Annotated in this window: 15 protein-coding genes and 2 tRNA genes; 15 read left to right on the forward strand and 2 right to left on the reverse strand. The window is 37.1% G+C overall.

The window, feature by feature from the left end:
• The first annotated feature begins 34 nt into the window (after positions 1-34).
• The 10 genes from GZ212_RS09010 (at position 35) to GZ212_RS09055 (ending at position 8161) form a co-directional block, all read left to right on the forward strand.
• The gene (locus GZ212_RS09010; RefSeq protein WP_370520469.1) at positions 35-1096 is read left to right on the forward strand and encodes an anhydro-N-acetylmuramic acid kinase; all 1062 of its coding nucleotides are present in this window, start codon (positions 35-37) and stop codon (positions 1094-1096) included.
• 70 nt (positions 1097-1166) lie between these two features.
• Positions 1167-2393, forward strand: a complete 1227-nt coding sequence (locus GZ212_RS09015) for a Glu/Leu/Phe/Val dehydrogenase dimerization domain-containing protein (protein WP_166959192.1) — start codon at positions 1167-1169, stop codon at positions 2391-2393.
• An 11-nt stretch (positions 2394-2404) separates the two neighbouring features.
• Complete coding sequence (gene nhaD, locus GZ212_RS09020) at positions 2405-3796, forward strand: sodium:proton antiporter NhaD (RefSeq protein WP_166959194.1); 1392 nt, start codon at positions 2405-2407, stop codon at positions 3794-3796.
• Between the two features lie 50 nt (positions 3797-3846).
• Positions 3847-4548, forward strand: a complete 702-nt coding sequence (locus GZ212_RS09025) for a MotA/TolQ/ExbB proton channel family protein (RefSeq protein WP_053972273.1) — start codon at positions 3847-3849, stop codon at positions 4546-4548.
• A gap of 1 nt (position 4549) precedes the next feature.
• Positions 4550-4942: a biopolymer transporter ExbD gene (locus GZ212_RS09030; protein WP_166959196.1), complete on the forward strand. Its 393-nt coding sequence runs from the start codon at positions 4550-4552 to the stop codon at positions 4940-4942.
• Position 4943: 1 nt separating this feature from the next.
• Positions 4944-5837: an energy transducer TonB gene (locus GZ212_RS09035; RefSeq protein WP_166959198.1), complete on the forward strand. Its 894-nt coding sequence runs from the start codon at positions 4944-4946 to the stop codon at positions 5835-5837.
• 31 nt (positions 5838-5868) lie between these two features.
• Complete coding sequence (locus GZ212_RS09040) at positions 5869-7059, forward strand: folylpolyglutamate synthase/dihydrofolate synthase family protein (protein ID WP_240923791.1); 1191 nt, start codon at positions 5869-5871, stop codon at positions 7057-7059.
• Positions 7060-7122: 63 nt separating this feature from the next.
• Positions 7123-7197, forward strand: a tRNA-Val gene (locus tag GZ212_RS09045).
• Between the two features lie 60 nt (positions 7198-7257).
• A tRNA-Val gene (locus tag GZ212_RS09050) sits at positions 7258-7332 on the forward strand.
• Between the two features lie 58 nt (positions 7333-7390).
• Positions 7391-8161, forward strand: a complete 771-nt coding sequence (locus tag GZ212_RS09055; protein ID WP_166959202.1) for a response regulator transcription factor — start codon at positions 7391-7393, stop codon at positions 8159-8161.
• A gap of 125 nt (positions 8162-8286) precedes the next feature.
• Here the strand turns inward: GZ212_RS09055 and murF are convergent, their stop codons facing one another.
• Positions 8287-9573, reverse strand: a complete 1287-nt coding sequence (gene murF, locus GZ212_RS09060) for a UDP-N-acetylmuramoyl-tripeptide--D-alanyl-D-alanine ligase (RefSeq protein ID WP_166959204.1) — start codon at positions 9571-9573, stop codon at positions 8287-8289.
• Positions 9574-9640: 67 nt separating this feature from the next.
• Positions 9641-11326 carry a gliding motility lipoprotein GldJ gene (gldJ, locus tag GZ212_RS09065; protein WP_206080420.1) on the reverse strand — a complete coding sequence of 562 codons (1686 nt, stop codon included), beginning with the start codon at positions 11324-11326 and terminating at the stop codon, positions 9641-9643.
• A gap of 265 nt (positions 11327-11591) precedes the next feature.
• On the opposite strand from gldJ, the gene porU reads away from it, so the two are divergent.
• The 5 genes from porU to GZ212_RS09090 all read left to right on the forward strand — a co-directional run bounded on the left by porU (position 11592) and on the right by GZ212_RS09090 (position 20057).
• On the forward strand, positions 11592-15467 hold the full coding sequence (gene porU, locus GZ212_RS09070; RefSeq protein ID WP_166959208.1) for a type IX secretion system sortase PorU: 3876 nt from the start codon (positions 11592-11594) through the stop codon (positions 15465-15467).
• Between the two features lie 34 nt (positions 15468-15501).
• Entirely contained in the window at positions 15502-16746 is a 1245-nt protein-coding gene (porV, locus tag GZ212_RS09075; RefSeq protein WP_166959210.1) for a type IX secretion system outer membrane channel protein PorV, read from the forward strand.
• A gap of 89 nt (positions 16747-16835) precedes the next feature.
• A complete protein-coding gene (cdd, locus tag GZ212_RS09080; protein WP_053972281.1) occupies positions 16836-17318 on the forward strand; it encodes a cytidine deaminase in 483 nt (160 codons plus the stop codon).
• A 91-nt stretch (positions 17319-17409) separates the two neighbouring features.
• Complete coding sequence (gene pdhA, locus GZ212_RS09085; RefSeq protein WP_166959212.1) at positions 17410-18408, forward strand: pyruvate dehydrogenase (acetyl-transferring) E1 component subunit alpha; 999 nt, start codon at positions 17410-17412, stop codon at positions 18406-18408.
• A gap of 2 nt (positions 18409-18410) precedes the next feature.
• Positions 18411-20057 (forward strand): pyruvate dehydrogenase complex dihydrolipoamide acetyltransferase, encoded by a 1647-nt coding sequence (locus GZ212_RS09090; protein WP_166959214.1) that lies wholly within the window; start codon positions 18411-18413, stop codon positions 20055-20057.
• Positions 20058-20136 lie beyond the last annotated feature (79 nt).

A 20136-nucleotide genomic window follows, 5' to 3' on the forward strand; every position in this document is an offset into this window, starting at 1 on the left:
TCAATAATGATTTATATTTTTACGCCATATGATAATGGAAACATTTAATGTTGTAGGGGTGATGTCTGGAACTTCTTTAGATGGAATAGACTTGGCCTATGTTACCTTCACTAAATTAAACGGAACTTGGCAATTTGATTGTCATGATGCAGTGACTGTTTCTTACCCCCAAAATTGGAAGCGTAAACTTCAGGGGTTAGTCGGGTTTTCTAAGGATGAGTTATTGGATTTGGATGTTGAATACACCGATTTTTTAGCCCATATTATTGTAGATTTTGTTGAACGGTTTCCCAAAGGGACAGTTGATATGGTTTGTTCCCATGGTCATACCGCCTTACATCAACCTGAAAGGGGCTTGACTTATCAAATTGGAAATTTGCCAGAAATATCCAAGAAGATAGGGTTGCCCGTGGTATGTGATTTTAGGATCGAGGATGTGGCTCTGGGTGGGCAAGGAGCTCCGCTGGTACCCATTGGCGACCAATTGTTATTTGGATCTTATGATTATTGTCTCAATTTAGGAGGGTTTGCTAATGTATCTATGCGAGTTGATGGTAACCGAGTTGCATATGATATATGTCCGGTAAATATTGTATTGAACCATTACGTGAGTAAAGTTGGGAAGGAATTTGATGCAGGCGGTGTATTAGCCAAGTCTGGGGGAGTGGATGAAGGTTTGTTGAAAGAATTAAATGCAATACCATTCTATGGCGAATCCTATCCAAAATCCTTGGGATTGGAATGGGTAAATACAGAGGTTTTTCCTAGAATAGATAGTTGCAGTTTAGAACTACCAATTATATTAAGGACTTTTGTAGAGCATATCGCTTTTCAAATTGGACAAAATCTTCAAGGAGTATCTTCTCAAAATATTTTGGTTACTGGGGGAGGAGCGCATAACCAATTCTTAATGGAGCGCATCAAATCCCATGCAAAACCATCCGTTATTATACCAGAAACATTAATCGTTGATTTTAAAGAAGCTATTGTATTCGGCTTTTTGGGTGTATTAAAATTTCATAATGAAATCAATTGTTTAAAAAGTGTTACGGGAGCTAGGAAAGACCATAGTTCCGGAATGATATATTATCCTTAAAATTATTGCAAAATTAACTTTTAAGGATAGCAAGTTTTTTATATTTGTTAACTTCAATTACTAACCTAGAATGAAAGAATTACTTCAAAAGTACGAAGCTAAAGAACCAGAAATTATTTTTAATTGGAAAGATCCAGAAACTGAGGCAGAAGGATGGACCGTTATTAACTCCTTAAGAGGTGGTGCTGCCGGAGGTGGAACCCGAATGAGAAAGGGATTGGATATGAATGAAGTGTTGTCTTTGGCCAAAACCATGGAAGTGAAATTTACCGTGTCTGGACCACCTATCGGAGGTGCAAAATCAGGTATTAATTTCGATCCAAATGATCCTCGAAAAAAAGGCGTGTTAGAACGTTGGTATCAAGCAGTATCTCCTTTGTTGAAAAGTTATTATGGTACTGGAGGAGACTTGAACGTTGATGAAATTCATGAAGTGATTCCTATTACTGAAGAGAGTGGCGTATGGCATCCTCAAGAAGGGGTTTTTAGTGGACATTTTAAGCCAACTGAAGCCGATAAGATTAATAGGATAGGACAATTGCGTCAAGGAGTTATTAAGGTAATTGAAAATCCTTATTTTTCGCCAAGTGTGCAAAGAAAGTATACTATTGCTGATATGATAACTGGGTTTGGTGTCGCCGAAGCAGTCAAGCAATATTATCACATATACGGAGGTACAGTAGAAGGCAAACGTGCCATTGTACAAGGATTTGGGAATGTAGGATCAGCAGCAGCTTTTTATCTGTCTCAGATGGGAGCCAAAATTGTTGGAATTATCGATATCGCAGGTGGATTAATTAAAGAGGAAGGATTTACCTTTGAAGAAATCACCGATTTGTTTTTGGCTAAACAGGGTAATAAGTTAATCGCTGAAAATTTAATACCTTTTGAAGAAATGAATCAGAGGGTATGGTCATTAAGAACCGAGATTTTTGCACCATGTGCCGCTTCTAGATTGATTACTAAAGGACAAATAGATGAAATGATCGATACGGGACTTGAAGTAATTTCATGTGGAGCGAATGTACCATTTGCCGATAAAGAAATTTTCTTTGGTCCTATAATGGAGCATACAGATAACCGAGTAAGTTTAATCCCAGATTTCATTTCCAATTGTGGTATGGCTCGAGTATTTGCTTATTTTATGGAACGTCGTGTACAAATGACTGACGAATCCATTTTTTCTGATACCTCTGACACAATTAGAAGAGCTTTGGAAAAAGTTCATGAGAAAAATCAAAACAAGACTGGTATAAGCGAGACCGCTTTTGAGATTGCCTTAAGCCAGCTTATTTAATAAACATATTTATGGAAACTATTATCGTTCTCACATTCGTTCTTGGCTATTTGGCCATAACCTTGGAGCACAATTTAAAAATTGACAAATTAATTCCTGCATTGCTTATGATGGCCATTTGTTGGGCTATTATCGCATTGGGGATAGATGCTTTTCCGCATTGGTTTGATTCTGCAGAGCATCATTTGATGGAAGCCTTTGGGACTTTGGGTCATGAAGCAAAAATCGAACTGATGGAGGAAACCTTGCTCCATCATTTGGGTAAAACTGCAGAGATTGTTGTCTTCTTATTGGGAGCGATGACTATAGTTGAAATTATAGACTATTTTGATGGTTTTTCTACCATAAAGGGATATGTTAAAACCAAAAGCAAAAGGCGTATTCTATGGATGTTTGGCTTTTTAGCTTTTGGTCTTTCAGCTATCATCGATAATTTAACCGCTACGATTGTATTAATATCGATTCTTCAAAAAATAATTAAAGACCGAGAATTAAGAATCTGGTTTGCAGGTTTAATAATCATTGGAGCTAACGCTGGTGGGGCTTGGTCACCAATTGGAGATGTAACAACAACCATGCTTTGGATTGGTAAAAAAGTATCTTCAGGGCATTTGTTTGTTTATTTGTTCTTGCCTTCTCTTATTTGTATGGTAGTGCCAACTTTTATAGCTTCATTCTTGCCTATTTTTAAAGGTGAAATTGAGGAAGAAGAAACTGAAGATAAACCAAAAAATAGATTCAGTTCTACCATGTTGTATTTAGGATTGGGTGGGATTGTATCTGTTCCAATTTTTAAAACTATTACTCATTTACCTCCTTATGTCGGAATGATGTTGGCGTTGGGTGTTGTAGCGATTTTTGCCGAGATTTACAGTAGTACCAGATTTAGCATCACGCAAGCAGAAGGAGAAGGAAACGATTATGAAGGACATCATAGTCCCGTGCATCATTCCTTGTCACGAATTGAAATGCCAAGTATCTTGTTTTTCTTGGGTATTTTGATGGCTGTAGCTGCTTTAGAATCTTTAGGGATTTTATTTGAGTTTGCTCAGTCGCTACAGGCTAATACCCCTATGTTGGGAACAGAATTACACCATGCAGGAGTATCCGATTTGGTAGTTTTATTACTAGGTGTTGGATCGGCAGTTATTGATAATGTTCCATTGGTAGCCGCCAGTTTGGGAATGTTCTCTGAACCGATGGATAATGAACTTTGGCATTTTATAGCTTATTCGGCGGGTACTGGAGGAAGTATGCTAATTATAGGATCGGCTGCTGGAGTGGTAGCTATGGGTATGGAGAAGATTGATTTCTTTTGGTATCTAAAAAAGATTTCATGGTTGGCTCTAGTGGGCTTTTTAGCAGGAGCCATTGCCTTTATGTTTACAAGAACAATTTTTTAAATACAATTTTGTTATATAATTAGCGTTTAAGCTATCCAAAACCAATTTATATGTTAAACCTACTTTTACAAGACGTTCAGGAAGGCGCTGAAGTACTAACCGATCAGGAGTCTGTTGAAAAAACACTATCAATTATCGAATTGATTTCCAGTGGTGGAAGCGCTGGTATCTTTATCATTTTGGTACTTTTTATTTTACTGGTTGGTGCTATCTATATCTACTTTGAACGTATTTTGGCCATCAAAGCTGCCTCAAAAATTGATGCCAATTTTATGAATCAAATAAAAGACCATGTATCTCATGGCAAAATTGATTCAGCACAAATGTTATGTGCTCAGGTGAATACCCCAGTTTCCCGATTGATTTCTAAAGGAATTACAAGAATTGGAAAACCGCTTGCCGACATAAACACGGCACTGGAAAATGCAGGCCGCTTGGAAATCTATAACCTAGAGAAAAATGTGAGTGTACTGGCAACCATTTCGGGTGCGGCTCCTATGATTGGGTTTTTGGGAACGGTAATCGGTATGATTTTATCTATTTTCGAAATCGCCAATTCTGGAGGGAATATTGATATTAAACTTTTGGCTGATGGTCTTTACACTGCAATGACCACGACAGTTGGAGGCTTAATTGTTGGTATTGTAGCCTATATGGCTTATAACCATTTAGTGGTTAAAACAGACAAGGTTGTTTATCAAATGGAAGCAAATTCCTTGGAGTTTTTAGATCACTTAAACGAGCCTATCTAATATGAATATTAGAGGAAGAAATAAAGTAACACCAGAATTCAATATGTCGTCCATGACGGATATTGTTTTTCTGTTGCTCATCTTTTTTATGTTGGCTTCTACCTTGGTTACTACTAATGCTATAGATATTTTGTTGCCTAAAGCGAGTGGTAAAACTGAGAATAAAAGAACCGTAGCTGTTAGTATTAAAAAAGATTTGACCTATTACATAGACCAACGCGTTGTGGGAGAAAGTATGCTTGAGGGTGAATTAAAGAAAGCACTTTCTAGCCAAGACAATCCTGTTATTGTTTTACGTGCTGAAAAGTCGGTGCCGATAGATAATGTTGTGAAGGTTATGGATATAGCCAACAGAAATAAGTATAAAGTTATTTTGGCAGTTCGCCCTAACTAAGATGAAATATTTAGAGACCAAACATGAGAAGGATTCAGCTAAGATTACCACATTGATTGTGGTGATTATCTTGCTGTTGTTGTTTGTTGTTGGTCCACCTTATATGGATCCTCCTGAGGAATATGGAGTTGCTGTCAACTTTGGTAATACAGATTTTGGTTCGGGTAATATTCAGCCAAAGGAACCTGTTAAATCCGAACCTCGAGAGGTTAATAGACAACCCGAGGAAGCAGCACAGCCCGAGCAAGTTGAATCCCAACCTGCCGCTGCTGAACAGGTTAAAGCAGAAGAAGTTGTAACGCAAAACACAGAAGATGCGATTGCTATAAAGAAACAAAAGGAGGCTGACGCGAAAGCAAGGGCAGAAGCCGAAGCCAAGGCAAAAGCTCAAGCAGAGGCTGACGCTAAAGCAAAAGCCGAAGCAGAAAGGGTAGCCAAAGAAAAAGCAGAACAGGAGGCCAAAAAGAAAAAATTGGATGCCTTGATTGGAGGTGTCAGTAAATCTGATGGGACGTCTTCAGGTAGTGAAGGGGATGATAATCGGGCAGGAGATAAAGGTCAATTGGATGGTGATCCCTATGCGCCAAGCTATTTCGGTGGCCCAGGTAGCGGCAGTGGTGGTGTAGGATATGGGTTGAATGGAAGGGGAAAAGCAACCTACCAAACATTAAGACAAGATTGTAATGAGGCCGGAATGGTCATTGTCAAAATTGTAGTTAATCGTAATGGGGATGTGATAGAAGCAACTCCAGGGGTTAAAGGAACCACTAATACAGCTTCTTGTTTACTGGATCCAGCAAGGAAAATTGCTTTATCCCATAAATGGCGCCCAGATAGTAAGGCTCCAGCAAAGCAAATAGGATTTGTAAGAGTTAATTTTACTTTAGGACAATAAAGTTGTGACCTATCAAGAAACCTTAAAATGGATGTTTGGTAGACTACCTATGTACCAGCGTCAAGGTCAGTCTGCATTTCGCGCAGATTTAGCCAACATTCAAAAACTAGCCAAACATTTAAAACACCCCGAACAAAAAATCAAAACGATTCATGTGGCGGGGACCAATGGGAAAGGGTCTACCAGTCATATGTTAGCTTCCATACTTCAGGAAGCAGGGTATACAACAGGCTTATTTACATCACCTCATTTGAAGGATTTTAGGGAACGTATACGCATCAATGGACAAGTTGTGTCAAAGGCATTTGTGATTGGCTTTATTCAAAGATTCCGTTCGTTTTTTGAACAAGAAAATTTGTCTTTTTTTGAAATGACAACAGGAATGGCATTTGAGTATTTCTACCGAAAGAAAGTCGATATCGCTGTAATTGAAGTTGGTCTGGGTGGGCGATTGGACTCCACTAATATTATTAAGCCAGTGACCTCTGTGATAACAAATATAGGAAAGGATCATGTACAGTTCTTGGGGAATACCTTGGAAAAGATAGCGGCGGAAAAGGCAGGGATTATTAAGGCTCATATTCCGGTGATCATTGGTGAAACCCAATCAGAAACAGAACAGGTGTTCATTGAAATGGCTGAAAATTGTGAATCGGATATTTATTTTGCTGATCAAACAGATAGTCACTTATATGAGAGTGATTTGAAAGGCGAATATCAAAAAAAGAACATTCAAACGGTTGTTGCTACTGTAAAAGTTCTTCGATCTAAGGGGTATGCTATTTCCGAAGCGCATGTGCAGGCAGGTCTTTTAAACGTGGTTAAAAATACTGGATTAAGAGGGCGATGGGAAATAATTGGCAACGATCCGTTGGTGATTTGTGACACAGGTCATAATAAAGAGGGGTTGACTTATTCTATGAGTCAAATTAATAATCTGGAATTTGAGCATCTTCATATAGTGTTTGGAGTGGTAAATGATAAAGATTTGACAGATGTTTGGACATTGCTTCCCCAAAAAGCCACTTATTATTTTTGTAAACCGGATGTTCCTAGAGGATTGGATGCTGATCTTTTAATGAAGCAATTCCATGCAAAAGGTTATAGAGGAAGTGCATATAATAGTGTAAATCAAGCTTTAACAGAAGCTAAAAATCAGGCGAATTCAAAGGACCTTATTTTTGTGGGTGGGAGTACTTTTGTGGTGGCAGAAATAATTTAATTTTTTTTGCAAAAAAAGTTTTGCCATATCAAAAACTGCCTTATATTTGCATTCCGTTAGCAAGGGCGCTTAGCTCAGTTGGTTCAGAGCACCTCGTTTACACCGAGGGGGTCGGGGGTTCGAATCCCTCAGCGCCCACAAGAGTAAAAAATCTCAATACTGAAGTGTTGAGATTTTTTTTACCTTGTAACTTAAAAAGGGTCATTAACTCAGTTGGTTCAGAGTGTTACCTTGACAGGGTAGAAGTCACTGGTTCGAATCCAGTATGACCCACAATTTTTCTGATATTTATAGCTTTTTTAGTAGATTTATTCCACACTACTTTAACTACATGATTTTAAAAAATATCAAAAAGCTATATGAGGATATCTTTCAGTCCTATAAAACACCTTCCATTGAAGAGCATATAAAAAAGATTATCGAACTGGATGCCTTTCTTCCGCATAACTCGACATTTTTTTGTATTACGAATACCCAGGAATTAGGTTTTGAGTATGTGAGTAAAAATATGTATTCCTGCATTGGAATAGAGCCTCATTTGTTTAAAACCCAAGCCATGAAATATTTTTGGAGTAGAATTCATCCAGATGATGTGGAGCAATGGCTGGAAGCGTTAAATTCTCTAATGGAGTTTACCATGAATGAGATTTCAGAAGAAGAAAGGCACAGAATGAGTTATACTTGGAACTATCGTTTTAAGAATGGGCAGGACGAATATGTCAATGTTATACAAAATACCACACCGCTTGCATTTGATGCCTTTAAGAAACCTATTATTGGATTGGCGCACTATACCATAGTAGAGCCCGGATTAAAGTTTGAAGTGACTGCTACTGCCAAGTATTTGAATGATTCCAATACTTATGAAACCAAGTATTTCAATACCTTTTCACAAAAGTTGTTAGAATCTAACATTAGTAATAGAGAGCGAGATATCATTAGGTTGTTGGTACTCAAAAAGAGTAGTAAAGAAATTGCTTTAAAGTTGAATATTAGTCCAAACACCGTAGATACCCATAGGCGCAATATTCTAAGAAAATTGAAAATCAATTCAACAGGTGAGCTTATAGGGCTCTATCAATCAAACAAGGGACTCTTTTAAAAATACTCAATTTGAGTATTGTAAGAAAGTGATGTTTTAAGCACATTTGTATTAGCTATTATTAATCAAAGGGATGTTAAGTGTTTACGGTTTTACATGAAAATGTAAAATTTGTAAACACTTTTTTATATTAGGTCTAAAACGCGTTCCAATTTCATTCCTCTGGACCCTTTAATTAAAATAAATTGATTTTTTAGCATTGAATTCTCATCTTTCACAAAGATTTCAAAATCTTCAAAGCTGCTAAATGCTTTAATTGCTTCCGAATTAAAACGGGTATGTGAAAAAGTATTGCCTAACAAAAAGATGTGTGGAATACTAGTGTTTTCAAGGAAATTTACAATGGTTTGGTGTTCTTGTAGGGCATCATCACCTAATTCAAACATATCACCCAAAATGACCATCTTATTAACGTCCTCATAACTATTGAAATTATTTAAAGCAGCCATCATGCTAGTAGGATTGGCATTATAGGCATCCATTAATATTTTATTAGAACCTTTTAAAATAATTTGCGATCTATTATTAGTCGGGACGTAAGTTTCAATAGCTTCTTTTATTTCGTGATGTGGAACACCAAAATAAGAACCAATAGCAATAGATGCTGCAATGTTGTTGAAATTATAGATGCCCGTAAGGGCGCTAGTAATTTGCAAGGTGTCAAAGGATACTGAAACATACGGTTGCGCATCAAACAGCTCTATTTTGGTATGCTTGTCGTGTTTTCCAAAGGAGACTATTTTTTCGTAGCTCCCAACTTGTTCTAATTGTTTTGGGTCATCTGTATTTACAAAAATAGTTTTGTGATGAAATTTTAAGTAATCGTAGAGTTCTGATTTAGCTTTTACAACTCCTTCCAAGCTACCGAATCCTTCTAAATGGGCTTTCCCAAAGTTGGTTATCAGACCAAAGTCAGGTTGTGCAATTTGGCATAAAAAGTCAATTTCATGATGGTGGTTGGCGCCCATTTCAACAATACCGAGTTCTGTTTCTTTGTTCATGGAAAGCAAGGTCAACGGAACGCCAATATGATTGTTTAAATTACCTTGTGTGGCGGTTGTTTTGAATTTTTTTGATAAAACAGCGTTTATAAGTTCTTTGGTGGTTGTTTTACCGTTGCTTCCTGTTAATGAAAGAATAGGTATTTCAAGATATCTTCTATGGAAAGCTGCCAAGTCCTGCAAGCATTTAAGAACATCTGTAACTAAAATATACGCTTCTGAAACCTGATAAGCGGGATCGTCTATGATGACATAGTTCGCGCCCAACTCCAATGCCATTTCGGCAAATTTATGTCCGTCAAAATTGTCTCCTTTTAAGGCGAAAAACAAATCTTGAGATTCTAGTTTTCTGGTGTCTGTGCAAACGGCATGACATTCCAGAAACAGTTCATGTATTTTAGCTATTTCCATAAAATTAAATGTATAAAAAAAGTCCTGATTTTCATCAGGACTTTAAGGTATAATCACTAGAATTCTTTTAGTGCTTAGTTTTGTTTTGAGATTTTGATTTAGAACCAACTCTAGACATAGCACATCTAAATCCAATATAGTCTGTTGCCATATTTTGTGGATAGTAGCGTCTTTGTGCTGGATCCAACCAGTAAGATCTGTCTTTCCAAGAACCTCCTTTATAAACTCTTACTTCATCATTGATTAAAGAAGTTCTCTTATCAGATTTATCATACTCTCTGATCATTTCTCCTGTAGAATCTACAGAAATATGATGTTTTGGAGAGTTGTACATTTTGCTGGTGTGGGCGTTATCTGCAGGCTCATCACTAAATTCATCAAAGCTTTCTCTATACATTCTAGAGGAGCTCTTATCACCATCTCTAAAGTTTCTGTTATCACTTCCGTCGAAATTGATTCTTAGATAAGTTTCATTTTCGTCGATTGGTACTTGAGCAATTTCTCCTGGTAAATCTCTTGCGATTAATTTACCATTAGGTAAAGTATCAAATACAACTTCTTCTGGAGTTACGATTTTAACTGTACCATCATCATTAATTTGATTTTTGGTATAAACGTTACCACGATAGTAGTTGAAGTCATTGAATTCATCATCAACTATAGGTCTGTAAACGTCAGCTACCCATTCGGCCACGTTACCAGCCATATCATATAATCCAAAGTCGTTTGGCTCATAAGATTTTACTTTGTTTGTGATATCAGCGTTATCATCAGACCAACCAGCGATTCCGCCGTAATCTCCTTTACCTTGCTTAAAGTTTGCTAAATGGTCACCTCTTGTTTTACGTTTACCTGAACGTGTATATTGACCATCCCAAGGATATTTTTTTCTTCCTCTGTAGATATTATAAGATCTTAACTCAGTCAATCCTAAAGCAGCATATTCCCATTCTGCCTCGGTAGGAAGTCTATAATCTGGTGTAAGAACCCCAGTTTCTCTTCCTGCGTAAACGTTAATAGTGTCTCCTGAGGCAGTAGTTTGAACTCTTCTTCTTGAATTTTCTGGGTTAGTGATACTATCATTTCCACCATAGGTTAGTGTAGGTGCATTGATATAAGTATCAGTACTAAACGTTTCACCTGCCTCAACAGCAATTTTGGCATCGCGAACAATATATCCAGATTCTTCTAAGTATAACTCATTGACACGATCAGTTCTCCAGTTGGCAAATTCTACCGCCTGAATCCAACTTACACCAACCACAGGATATTCTCCATATGCAGGGTGACGTAAATAGTTTTCGGTCATAACTTCATTAAATCCTAATCGGTTTCTCCAAACCAAAGTGTCAGGAAGGGCACCATCATAAATGCCTCTATAATTTTCTTCTGTTGGAGGATAAACACGCTTGATCCAATCTAGGTATTCTAAATACATTTTATTGGTAACCTCGGTCTCGTCCATATAGAAGGATTGCACGTGCTGTTGGTTAGGAGTATTGTTCCAATCGTGCATGACATCATCTTGAACTCTACCCATGGTAAAAGTTCCTCCTTCTACAAATACCAATCCTGGAGCAGTTTCTTGCTCTTTAAAGTCGGTGTTGTATTGAAAACCACCGTCCTTGGAATTGATATCCCATCCAGTAGCTCTGGAGCTGTTAGCGTTTGATGACCTTTTACAACCGACGAACGTCAATCCGACGGCGAAAATCATCAAGAACTTTAGTGCTGTTACTTTTTTCATATCCATACGTTTAAGTAAGCTTATAATATTTTTGGTGACGCAATATAGTAATTATCGGTTACAAAACAAGAGAAAAGAACAAATTTTGATGAAAAAATATGCATTTCGTCCTATTTATTGAACGTTACACCGATGATTTTTGCGTTTTTTACCGGTTAATAGTGTTTCTTAGAACGCGCATAATTATAAAATATTATTGTAATTTTGAAACGTTTTTTAAAAATTGTTGGATTATCAATAATAACACCTTTTTATTGCCGTTATTTTATCAATGAAAAAGAAAATTATCTTACTTACCATCTTAATTACCTCCTTCAGTATCTTTTCCCAACAAAAAACGTTTAATCTTAATTGGGATGGGGTCAAGGATGTTTCTACAAATTTTGTAAAAAGAGAAATACCTTCATTTTCAGGAGGGATATTAAATTATAATCCAACTGATGGAATGACTTTTGTTTCTAGATGGTCGGTTTCCAATCCAATAAATGAACAATCAGTTGTCATTCAAAACCAAGTTTTTGAACCCATTTCTATTTCTGATTTAAAGGATTTAGATACTCAGCTTATTCCAAACCAGCTCAAAGTATCCTTAAAAAATTCTAGGGCCAGAAATGAGCAGTTTGCCCTTTTGGAGGTTACACCTATTATAAAGGAGAATAATGGATACAAAAAATTGATCTCTTTTACCTTAATATATAATAGTAATCCTGCTGCTAGAACATCCAACTCATTTCAAATGCAGCAAATCACCAATTCTGCATTAAGTAGTGGAAGTTGGTATAAGTTTTATGTAGAAAGATCAGGAGTGCATAGAATATCCAAATCGTTTTTGGCTGATCTGGGAGTTAATGTCAATCAAGTTGATCCCCGTACCATTAAACTTTATGGTAATGGCGGTAAGATGATTCCTTTCGGAAATGACCAAGACTATCCTTTTGATGTGGTTGAAAATGCTATTAGGGTGGTTGGTGAGAGCGATGCGCAATTTAATGATTCCGATTATATCTTATTCTATGCCCAAGGACCGAGAGGATGGGATTCTGAAAAGCGTACACATATTAATAGTTACACAGATAAGACTTATTATTATATCAATATAAGTCCGGGTAATGGTAAGCGTGTTCAGCCTTTTATTCAGCCTTCTGGATCCGTAGATATGGAGATAAGTACATTTGATGACTATAAATTTCATGAACTGGATGAGTATAATCTCGTAAACGTAGGAAGAAGGTGGTTTGGAGATCGCTTTGATATCGAGGATACAAAATCTTTTGAATTTTCGTTTCCAGATAGGATAGAATCAGAACCTATTTATTTAAATGTAATTGTTGCTTCTACATCTCCAGCTACGAGCACCATGGGCTTGACAGTAAATGGAACTAATGTAACGACGCTTAACCTCCCTGCAACTTCAAATTATAATCTTGCTGTAGGTGCTACTTTTGCTAATTATGTACCAATTTCATCATCTAATATCAATGTAACTCTGCAATACAATAATAATGGCAGTCCCTCAGCATTGGCCTACGTGGATTACGTAGCTGTAAGAGCGAAAAGGAATTTAAATTTTTCGGGTAACCAATATACATTTAGAAATTTGGAAACTACCAACGAGACAGGTATCGCTCAATATACCGTGACAAATACTTCCCAAGTTTCTGAAATTTGGGATGTAAGCGATTTGTATAACGTTACAACCCTTGTAAATGGTGACGGTAATTCAACTTTGAGCTTTAAATCTCAAATGGGCTCTGAGAAATCTTATACTTTGGTGACTTCTTCTGATTTTTACACGCCCCTTAGGGAGTCCAACTCACAAGTTTTTAACCAAAATTTAAAAGGGACTATTTTTAATGATGACCTAGGTAATTTTCAAGATATTGATTATTTAATCTTAACACCTCAAGTATTTTTGGGACAAGCTAATAGATTGGCTCAAATCAATAGAGACCAATACGGATTGAATGTCAAAGTGGTTCCATTGGGTTTGATTTATAATGAGTTTAGTACTGGAAATCCAGATATTGGAGCCATTAGGAATTTTGTGAAATATATATATGATAATGCCAGTAGTCCAAGTCAACGTTTGAAATATTTATGTCTGTTTGGAGATGCCTCATTTGATTATAAAAACAGACTTCCAAACAATACCAATTTTGTTCCAAGTTGGCATGCGTATGAAAGTTTTAATTTAACTAGTTCTTATGTGTCCGATGATTTTTTTGGAATGATGGATGAAAACGAAGGAGATATGTCAATTAGTAATTTGTTGGATGTTGCTGTTGGTAGAGTATTGGCTGATTCACCACAACAAGCTAAAGAAATGGTGGATAAAATTCAGAACTATCATTCTGAAGCATCTTTTGGAAATTGGAGAAATACAGCTGTTTTCATTTCTGATGATGTGGATGAGGCCTGGGAGGCTCAATTGCAGCAAACCACTGATAATATATCAGATGAAATATCTGAGGAAAAACCATTTATCAATGTCGTTAAAATTCATTCCGATGCCTTTGAGCAGGAATCCTCTTCTGGAGGAGATCGTTATCCTACAGTAAATACTGCAATAGTTAATGCCTTGGAAAAAGGAGCTTTGGTTGTTAATTATTTTGGACATGGAGGAGAGGATGGATTGGCCCGAGAACGGATTTTTGAAAGGTCAGATGCTCAGAGTTTAAATAATATTTGTCAGTTGAATTGCTTTGTTACCGTAACTTGTGAATTCACTCGGTTTGATAATCCATTAAGGCCAACAGCAGGAGAGTATACTTTCTGGAATACGCAAGGAGGGGCAATTGGTTTGATAACCACCACAAGACAGGTAATTGTTAACGTGGGTATCGACTTTAATGTCCACTTGGAGAAGTTCCTTTTTGGTTATGATGATAGTTTTGCAGAAGGCGAATATCCATCTATGGCCGAAGCACTTAGGTTAACCAAAATTGATCCCGAAATTTCTGGTTATGATCAAAGAAGATTGGTGTTTTTTATAGGTGACCCAGCAATGAAGCTAACCTTTGGTAAACCCAATATTCAATTGACAACTATTAATGATGAGCCAATTAGTGGAAATACAGACGTATTACAAGCTCTCAGTAAAGTTAAATTGGCGGGTGAAGTAACCGATGGTTCAGGAAATTTACTTACCAATTTTAATGGTGTTTTATCTACTACAGTATTTGATAAAAACATAGAGAGGCAAACTCTTGGGAACAATGGTGTCACTGGCTCAAATGGTTTGATTATTATGGATTTTGAAACTTTGGGTCCCACTATATTTAAAGGACAATCTACCATAACAGGAGGACAGTTTGAAATGGAGTTTGTTGTTCCTAGGGATATTGCTATCCCCGAAGGTTATGGCAAGGTAAGTTTTTATGCCAAACAAGATGGAGTCCTTTTTGATCGATCAGGCGCCAGTGTAGAAACTGTAAAAATAGGTGGGTTGAATCCAAACGCTGAAACGGATGAACAGGGACCTTTGATCAAAGTTTTCATGAATGATGAAAGTTTTGTGTCTGGAGGCCTTACCAATAATTCTCCGGCCCTTTTGCTGAAGCTGCAAGATGACAATGGTATAAATACGGCAAGTGGTATTGGACATGATATTGTAGCTATTTTGGATGGTGATGAAACTTCTCCATATGTACTTAATGATTATTATGAGACAGAGCTTGATGATTACCAAAGAGGTACTGTAAACTATCCATTTAGAGATCTAGAAAATGGTTTGCATACGTTAACCGTAAAAGCATGGGATGTTTATAACAATTCGGCCACCGCAGAAATACAATTCATGGTGCAGAACGAAAATCAAGAACTCATTATCGATAAAGTTCTTAATTATCCAAATCCTTTTGTAAACTACACAGAATTTTGGTTTAACCACAATAGTTCACAGCCTTTAGACGTTTCAGTACAAATATTTACTGTTTCAGGTAAATTGGTTAAAACGATTAACGGACAAACCAACACCTCAAATTGCTGTAATAATGGGAATTCATCCCTTTCAAGAGATATGATTTGGGATGGACGAGATGATTTCGGAGACCGTATAGGGAAGGGAGTCTATATTTATAAGCTTAAAGTACATTCTCCTAGCCTGAATAAAACGGTTGAGAAGATTGAAAAGCTTGTGATACTTTAATAAAGCATTATATTTGTCGAACTAAAAATAACACATGAGACACCAGATTTTAATTCTTGGATTATTTCTTTTAACTTTAAACATAAAGGCCCAGGAAGTCATCACCGAAATTACTCCAAACCCCTTTGATACAAGGGTGATAACAACTGGAGTGCCGTTTCTTTTGATTGCTGCTGATGCCCGTGCAGGTTCCTTGGGAGATATGGGGGTAGCTACATCAGTTGATGCCTTTTCTCAACAATGGAATGCTTCAAAATATGCGTTTTCAGAAACTAAACAGGGGGTGGGTGTAAGTTATACACCTTATTTAACCAAGTTGGTGAAAGATATTTTCTTGGGGAGCATTACTTATTTTAATCGAATTGATGAAAAGAGTGCTTTTGCAGCTAGTTTTAGATATTTTTCATTGGGGGATATTGAGTTTGTGCAAGATGAATTTTCAATTCCTCTAGTACAAAGACCTAATGAGTTTACAGTTGACGTTTCTTATGCCTTAAAATTAAGTCAACAATTCTCCATGGCAGTGACCATGAGGTATCTGAATTCCGATTTAAGAATTCCTTCTGAATTTACAGATACTAAGGCAGCAGGTACGTTTGGAGTGGATATATCGGGATATTATCAAAGTGAAGAGGAGGCCTTCAATAGCTTTAACGGAAGAACCCGACTGGGATTCGCTATTCAAAATGTAGGACCTAAATTTAAATATGACGAACAGGGTCGTGAAAATTTTCAACCAACAACCTTAAGATTGGGAGGTGGATTTGATTTCATCTTTGATAATTATAATAAATTAGGAGTGACTGCAGAGGTTACTAAACTTTTAGTGCCTACACCACCAATTAGAGGAACCTACAGGCAATATGAAGATATAAATGGAAATGGTGAGTTTGATCCCGATGAAGATAATTTATTGGCCTATGATCCCAATTATATTGTAGAAGGAAAAGATGATGATGTGGGATTTGTAAAAGGGATGTTTCAGTCTTTTGGTGATGCCCCGGGAGGATTCAGTGAAGAAATGAAAGAAATTACTTGGGCATTGGGAGCAGAGTATTCTTATCAGGATTCGTTTGCTTTCAGAGCAGGTTATTTTAACGAAAGTGATGATAAGGGAGCAAGGAAATTCTTTGCTTTAGGCGCCGGTTTTAATTACAATATTGTAGGCTTGGATATTTCTTATTTATTTTCGGCTTCAAAGGTTCCTAGTCCTTTAGAAAATACCCTTAGGTTTTCCTTGTCATTTAATATCGATAGGGAAGCGTACCGCGAATATTAAAACTGTCTATATAAAAATTAAAGAAGCCATTGTTGAAGAAACGATGGCTTTTTTGTTTAAAATGGTTACATTTAATATAATATTTGTCTATGAAAGAAATTAAAATTGAGACCGTACTAGAGGTTTACGAGCAACTGGATGAGCTTCCCAAGCCTGTTCAAGAGCTTATGAATCGAGCCAAAGAAGCTCGTTTGGATTCCTATTCCCCCTATTCCAATTTTAGTGTGGGAGCCGCTTTGCTATTGGAAAATGGAGAGATAGTCACTGGTAGCAATCAAGAAAATGCATCCTATCCTTCGGGCTTATGTGCAGAAAGAACTGCAATTTATTATGCTGGAGCCAAGTTTCCCCATTCAAAAATGAAAATGATGGCCATAATTGCAGGGTCCAATTTGCATCCCACCACAGAGCCCATTCCACCTTGTGGGGCTTGCCGACAAGCCATTGCAGAGTATGAGGTAAATCAAAAAGAATCTATAGAAATTTATTTTATGGGTGAGACTGGTAAGGTGGTGAAATCAAAATCTTTGGCAAATTTGCTTCCACTTATTTTCGATCGCTCCGTTCTATAACGATTTCGGTAATTTTTTACTATTTACAGTTTTTTCATTAGTAAACAAAGTAGTATTTTTGTTATCCCGTTCATAATTTATAATGTAATCGATGCAAAAAATAACGAAAGAAGTATACCTGAAATGGTACGAGGACATGTTATTCTGGAGAAAGTTTGAAGACAAACTAGCTGCAGTTTATATTCAACAAAAGGTTAGAGGATTTCTTCACCTTTATAATGGTCAGGAAGCGGTGTTGGCTGGTGCCTTACACGCTATGGATTTAAGTAAGGATAAAATGATTACGGCCTATCGTAACCACGTGCAACCTATTGGTATGGGAGTTGATCCCAAAAGGGTTATGGCTGAGCTTTATGGTAAAGCCACAGGGACTTCACAAGGTTTAGGAGGTTCTATGCATATCTTTTCTAAAGAGCACGGTTTTTATGGCGGTCATGGTATTGTTGGAGGTCAAATTCCTCTAGGGACCGGAATGGCTTTTGGAGATAAGTTTGGAGGAAAAGAAGCCGTAACCATTTGCTGTTTTGGTGATGGTGCCGCTAGACAAGGGTCGTTACATGAGTCTTTTAACTTGGCAATGTTATGGAAACTTCCTGTAGTATACGTATGTGAAAACAATGGTTATGCTATGGGTACCTCAGTAGAACGTACTGCAAACCATACAGATGTTTGGAAATTAGGTTTGGGTTATGAAATGCCTTGTGGACCAGTAGACGGAATGAACCCTGTGAAAGTCGCAGAGGCGTTTGATGAAGCCATTCAAAGGGCAAGAAGGGGTGATGGACCAACTTTCTTGGAATTGAAAACCTACCGATACAGAGGTCATTCTATGAGTGATGCCCAACATTATAGAACCAAAGAAGAAGTTGAAGAATATAAAAAGATTGATCCTATTACCCAGGTGAAAGACGTTATTCTTGAAAATAAATATGCTACTGAAGCTGAAATCAAAAAGATTGATAAGCGTGTGAAAGATTTGGTAAGCGAATGCGAGAAATTTGCAGAAGAATCTCCATTCCCAGAGCTAAATGTGATGTATGATTCAGTTTACGAGCAAGAAGATTATCCATTTTTACAACATAAACTATAGTTATGGCAGAAGTAATTAACATGCCTCGTTTGAGTGACACCATGGAGGAAGGAACTGTTGCTACTTGGTTAAAGAAAGTAGGTGACAAGGTTGAAGAAGGAGATATATTAGCTGAAATAGAAACAGATAAAGCAACTATGGAGTTTGAGTCCTTTCATGAAGGGACATTATTGTACATAGGGGTACAGGAGGGAGAGACAACTAAAGTAGATGAGTTATTAGCTATTATAGGAGAAGAAGGTGAAGATGTTTCTGATTTAGTAAATGGTTCGCCTGTAGAAACTAAAAAAGAAGCATCGCCAGAAACTTCAGAAGAAAAGGAAGAAAAAGCTGAATCAAATTCCGAGGAAGAAACTTCTAATGAGACTGCCGAATTACCTGATGGCGTAACTGTTGTAACCATGCCACGTTTAAGTGACACCATGGAAGAAGGAACTGTTGCCACTTGGTTAAAGAAAGTAGGTGATGCTGTTGAGGAAGGAGATATTTTAGCTGAAATTGAAACAGATAAAGCTACTATGGAATTTGAATCTTTTCAATCGGGTACCTTACTATTTATCGGACTTGAAGAGGGACAATCTGCAAAAGTAGATTCTTTATTAGCTATCATTGGCCCAGAAGGAACTGATGTTTCTGATGTTGCCAAAAACTTTAAAGTAGGAGGGGCTTCTCAAAAAGCAGATGAGCCCAAAGCTGAGAAAGCTGCTGCTCCTAAAGCGGAGGCGCCAAAAGAAGCACCTAAACAAGAGGTAGCTAAGCCTCAAGCTCAAGAAACAGCCACCACTGCAAGTAGTGGAGAACGTATATTTGTTTCACCATTAGCCAAAAAAATGGCTGAAGAGAAAAATATTAACTTATCACAAGTTAAAGGAAGTGGTGAAAACGGTCGTATCATTAGACGTGATATTGAAAATTATACACCAGCTGCTTCTGCTGCTTCGGTAGGTAAATTTGTTCCTGCTGGACAAGAAGATTTTGATGAAGTAGCAAATTCTCAAATGCGTAAGACAATTGCTAAGCGTTTGGCGGAGTCTAAGTTTACAGCTCCGCATTATTACCTGAATGTTGAATTTGATATGGATAATGCAATTGCATTCCGTGAGCAGTATAACTCATTACCAGATATCAAAATTTCATTTAATGATATCGTTGTTAAGGCTTGCGCTTTGGCATTAAAGCAACACCCTCAGGTAAATTCTCAGTGGTTTGCAGATAAAATGCGAATGAATAATCATGTGCATGTGGGTGTGGCTGTTGCTGTTCCTGATGGCTTGGTTGTTCCTGTAGTTAAGTTTGCTAACGAAATGAGCTTACCTCAAATAGGAGCTGCAGTTAAGGATTTTGCAGTTAAAGCAAGAAATAAAAAATTAACACCGCAGGAAATGGAAGGAAGTACTTTCACTGTATCTAATTTAGGAATGTTTGGAATTGAAAGTTTCACTTCAATCATCAACCAACCGAATTCTGCGATTCTTTCTGTGGGAGCTATTGTACAAAAGCCTGTTGTTAAGAATGGTCAAGTGGTACCAGGAAACACAATGAAATTATGTTTGGCTTGTGATCATAGAACTGTTGATGGGGCTACAGGAGCACAGTTTTTACAAACATTAAAAGGGTACATAGAAAACCCTGTAACTATGCTTGTTTAAGAATATTGTCAAAATATTTTCTATAATATGAATCCCACCTTTAAAAGGTGGGATTTTTTGTTTTATGAAGGTTTTTTCT

Source organism: Mangrovimonas sp. CR14 (genome assembly GCF_011764015.1).
GTDB classification, from domain to species: Bacteria; Bacteroidota; Bacteroidia; order Flavobacteriales; family Flavobacteriaceae; genus Mangrovimonas; species Mangrovimonas futianensis.

Excerpts from the sequence above, each read along its gene's own strand:
- GZ212_RS09015 (WP_166959192.1), top strand. The coding sequence starts at position 1,167 with ATGAAAGAATTACTTCAAAAGTACGAAGCTAAAGAACCAGAAATTATT.
- GZ212_RS09025 (WP_053972273.1), top strand. The coding sequence starts at position 3,847 with ATGTTAAACCTACTTTTACAAGACGTTCAGGAAGGCGCTGAAGTACTA.
- pdhA (WP_166959212.1), top strand. The coding sequence starts at position 17,410 with ATGCAAAAAATAACGAAAGAAGTATACCTGAAATGGTACGAGGACATG.
- GZ212_RS09055 (WP_166959202.1), top strand. The coding sequence starts at position 7,391 with ATGATTTTAAAAAATATCAAAAAGCTATATGAGGATATCTTTCAGTCC.
- GZ212_RS09010 (WP_370520469.1), top strand. The coding sequence starts at position 35 with ATGGAAACATTTAATGTTGTAGGGGTGATGTCTGGAACTTCTTTAGAT.
- porV (WP_166959210.1), top strand. The coding sequence starts at position 15,502 with ATGAGACACCAGATTTTAATTCTTGGATTATTTCTTTTAACTTTAAAC.
- GZ212_RS09035 (WP_166959198.1), top strand. The coding sequence starts at position 4,944 with ATGAAATATTTAGAGACCAAACATGAGAAGGATTCAGCTAAGATTACC.
- GZ212_RS09090 (WP_166959214.1), top strand. The coding sequence starts at position 18,411 with ATGGCAGAAGTAATTAACATGCCTCGTTTGAGTGACACCATGGAGGAA.
- cdd (WP_053972281.1), top strand. The coding sequence starts at position 16,836 with ATGAAAGAAATTAAAATTGAGACCGTACTAGAGGTTTACGAGCAACTG.
- gldJ (WP_206080420.1), bottom strand. The coding sequence starts at position 11,326 with ATGGATATGAAAAAAGTAACAGCACTAAAGTTCTTGATGATTTTCGCC.
- porU (WP_166959208.1), top strand. The coding sequence starts at position 11,592 with ATGAAAAAGAAAATTATCTTACTTACCATCTTAATTACCTCCTTCAGT.
- murF (WP_166959204.1), bottom strand. The coding sequence starts at position 9,573 with ATGGAAATAGCTAAAATACATGAACTGTTTCTGGAATGTCATGCCGTT.
- nhaD (WP_166959194.1), top strand. The coding sequence starts at position 2,405 with ATGGAAACTATTATCGTTCTCACATTCGTTCTTGGCTATTTGGCCATA.
- GZ212_RS09040 (WP_240923791.1), top strand. The coding sequence starts at position 5,869 with ATGTTTGGTAGACTACCTATGTACCAGCGTCAAGGTCAGTCTGCATTT.
- GZ212_RS09030 (WP_166959196.1), top strand. The coding sequence starts at position 4,550 with ATGAATATTAGAGGAAGAAATAAAGTAACACCAGAATTCAATATGTCG.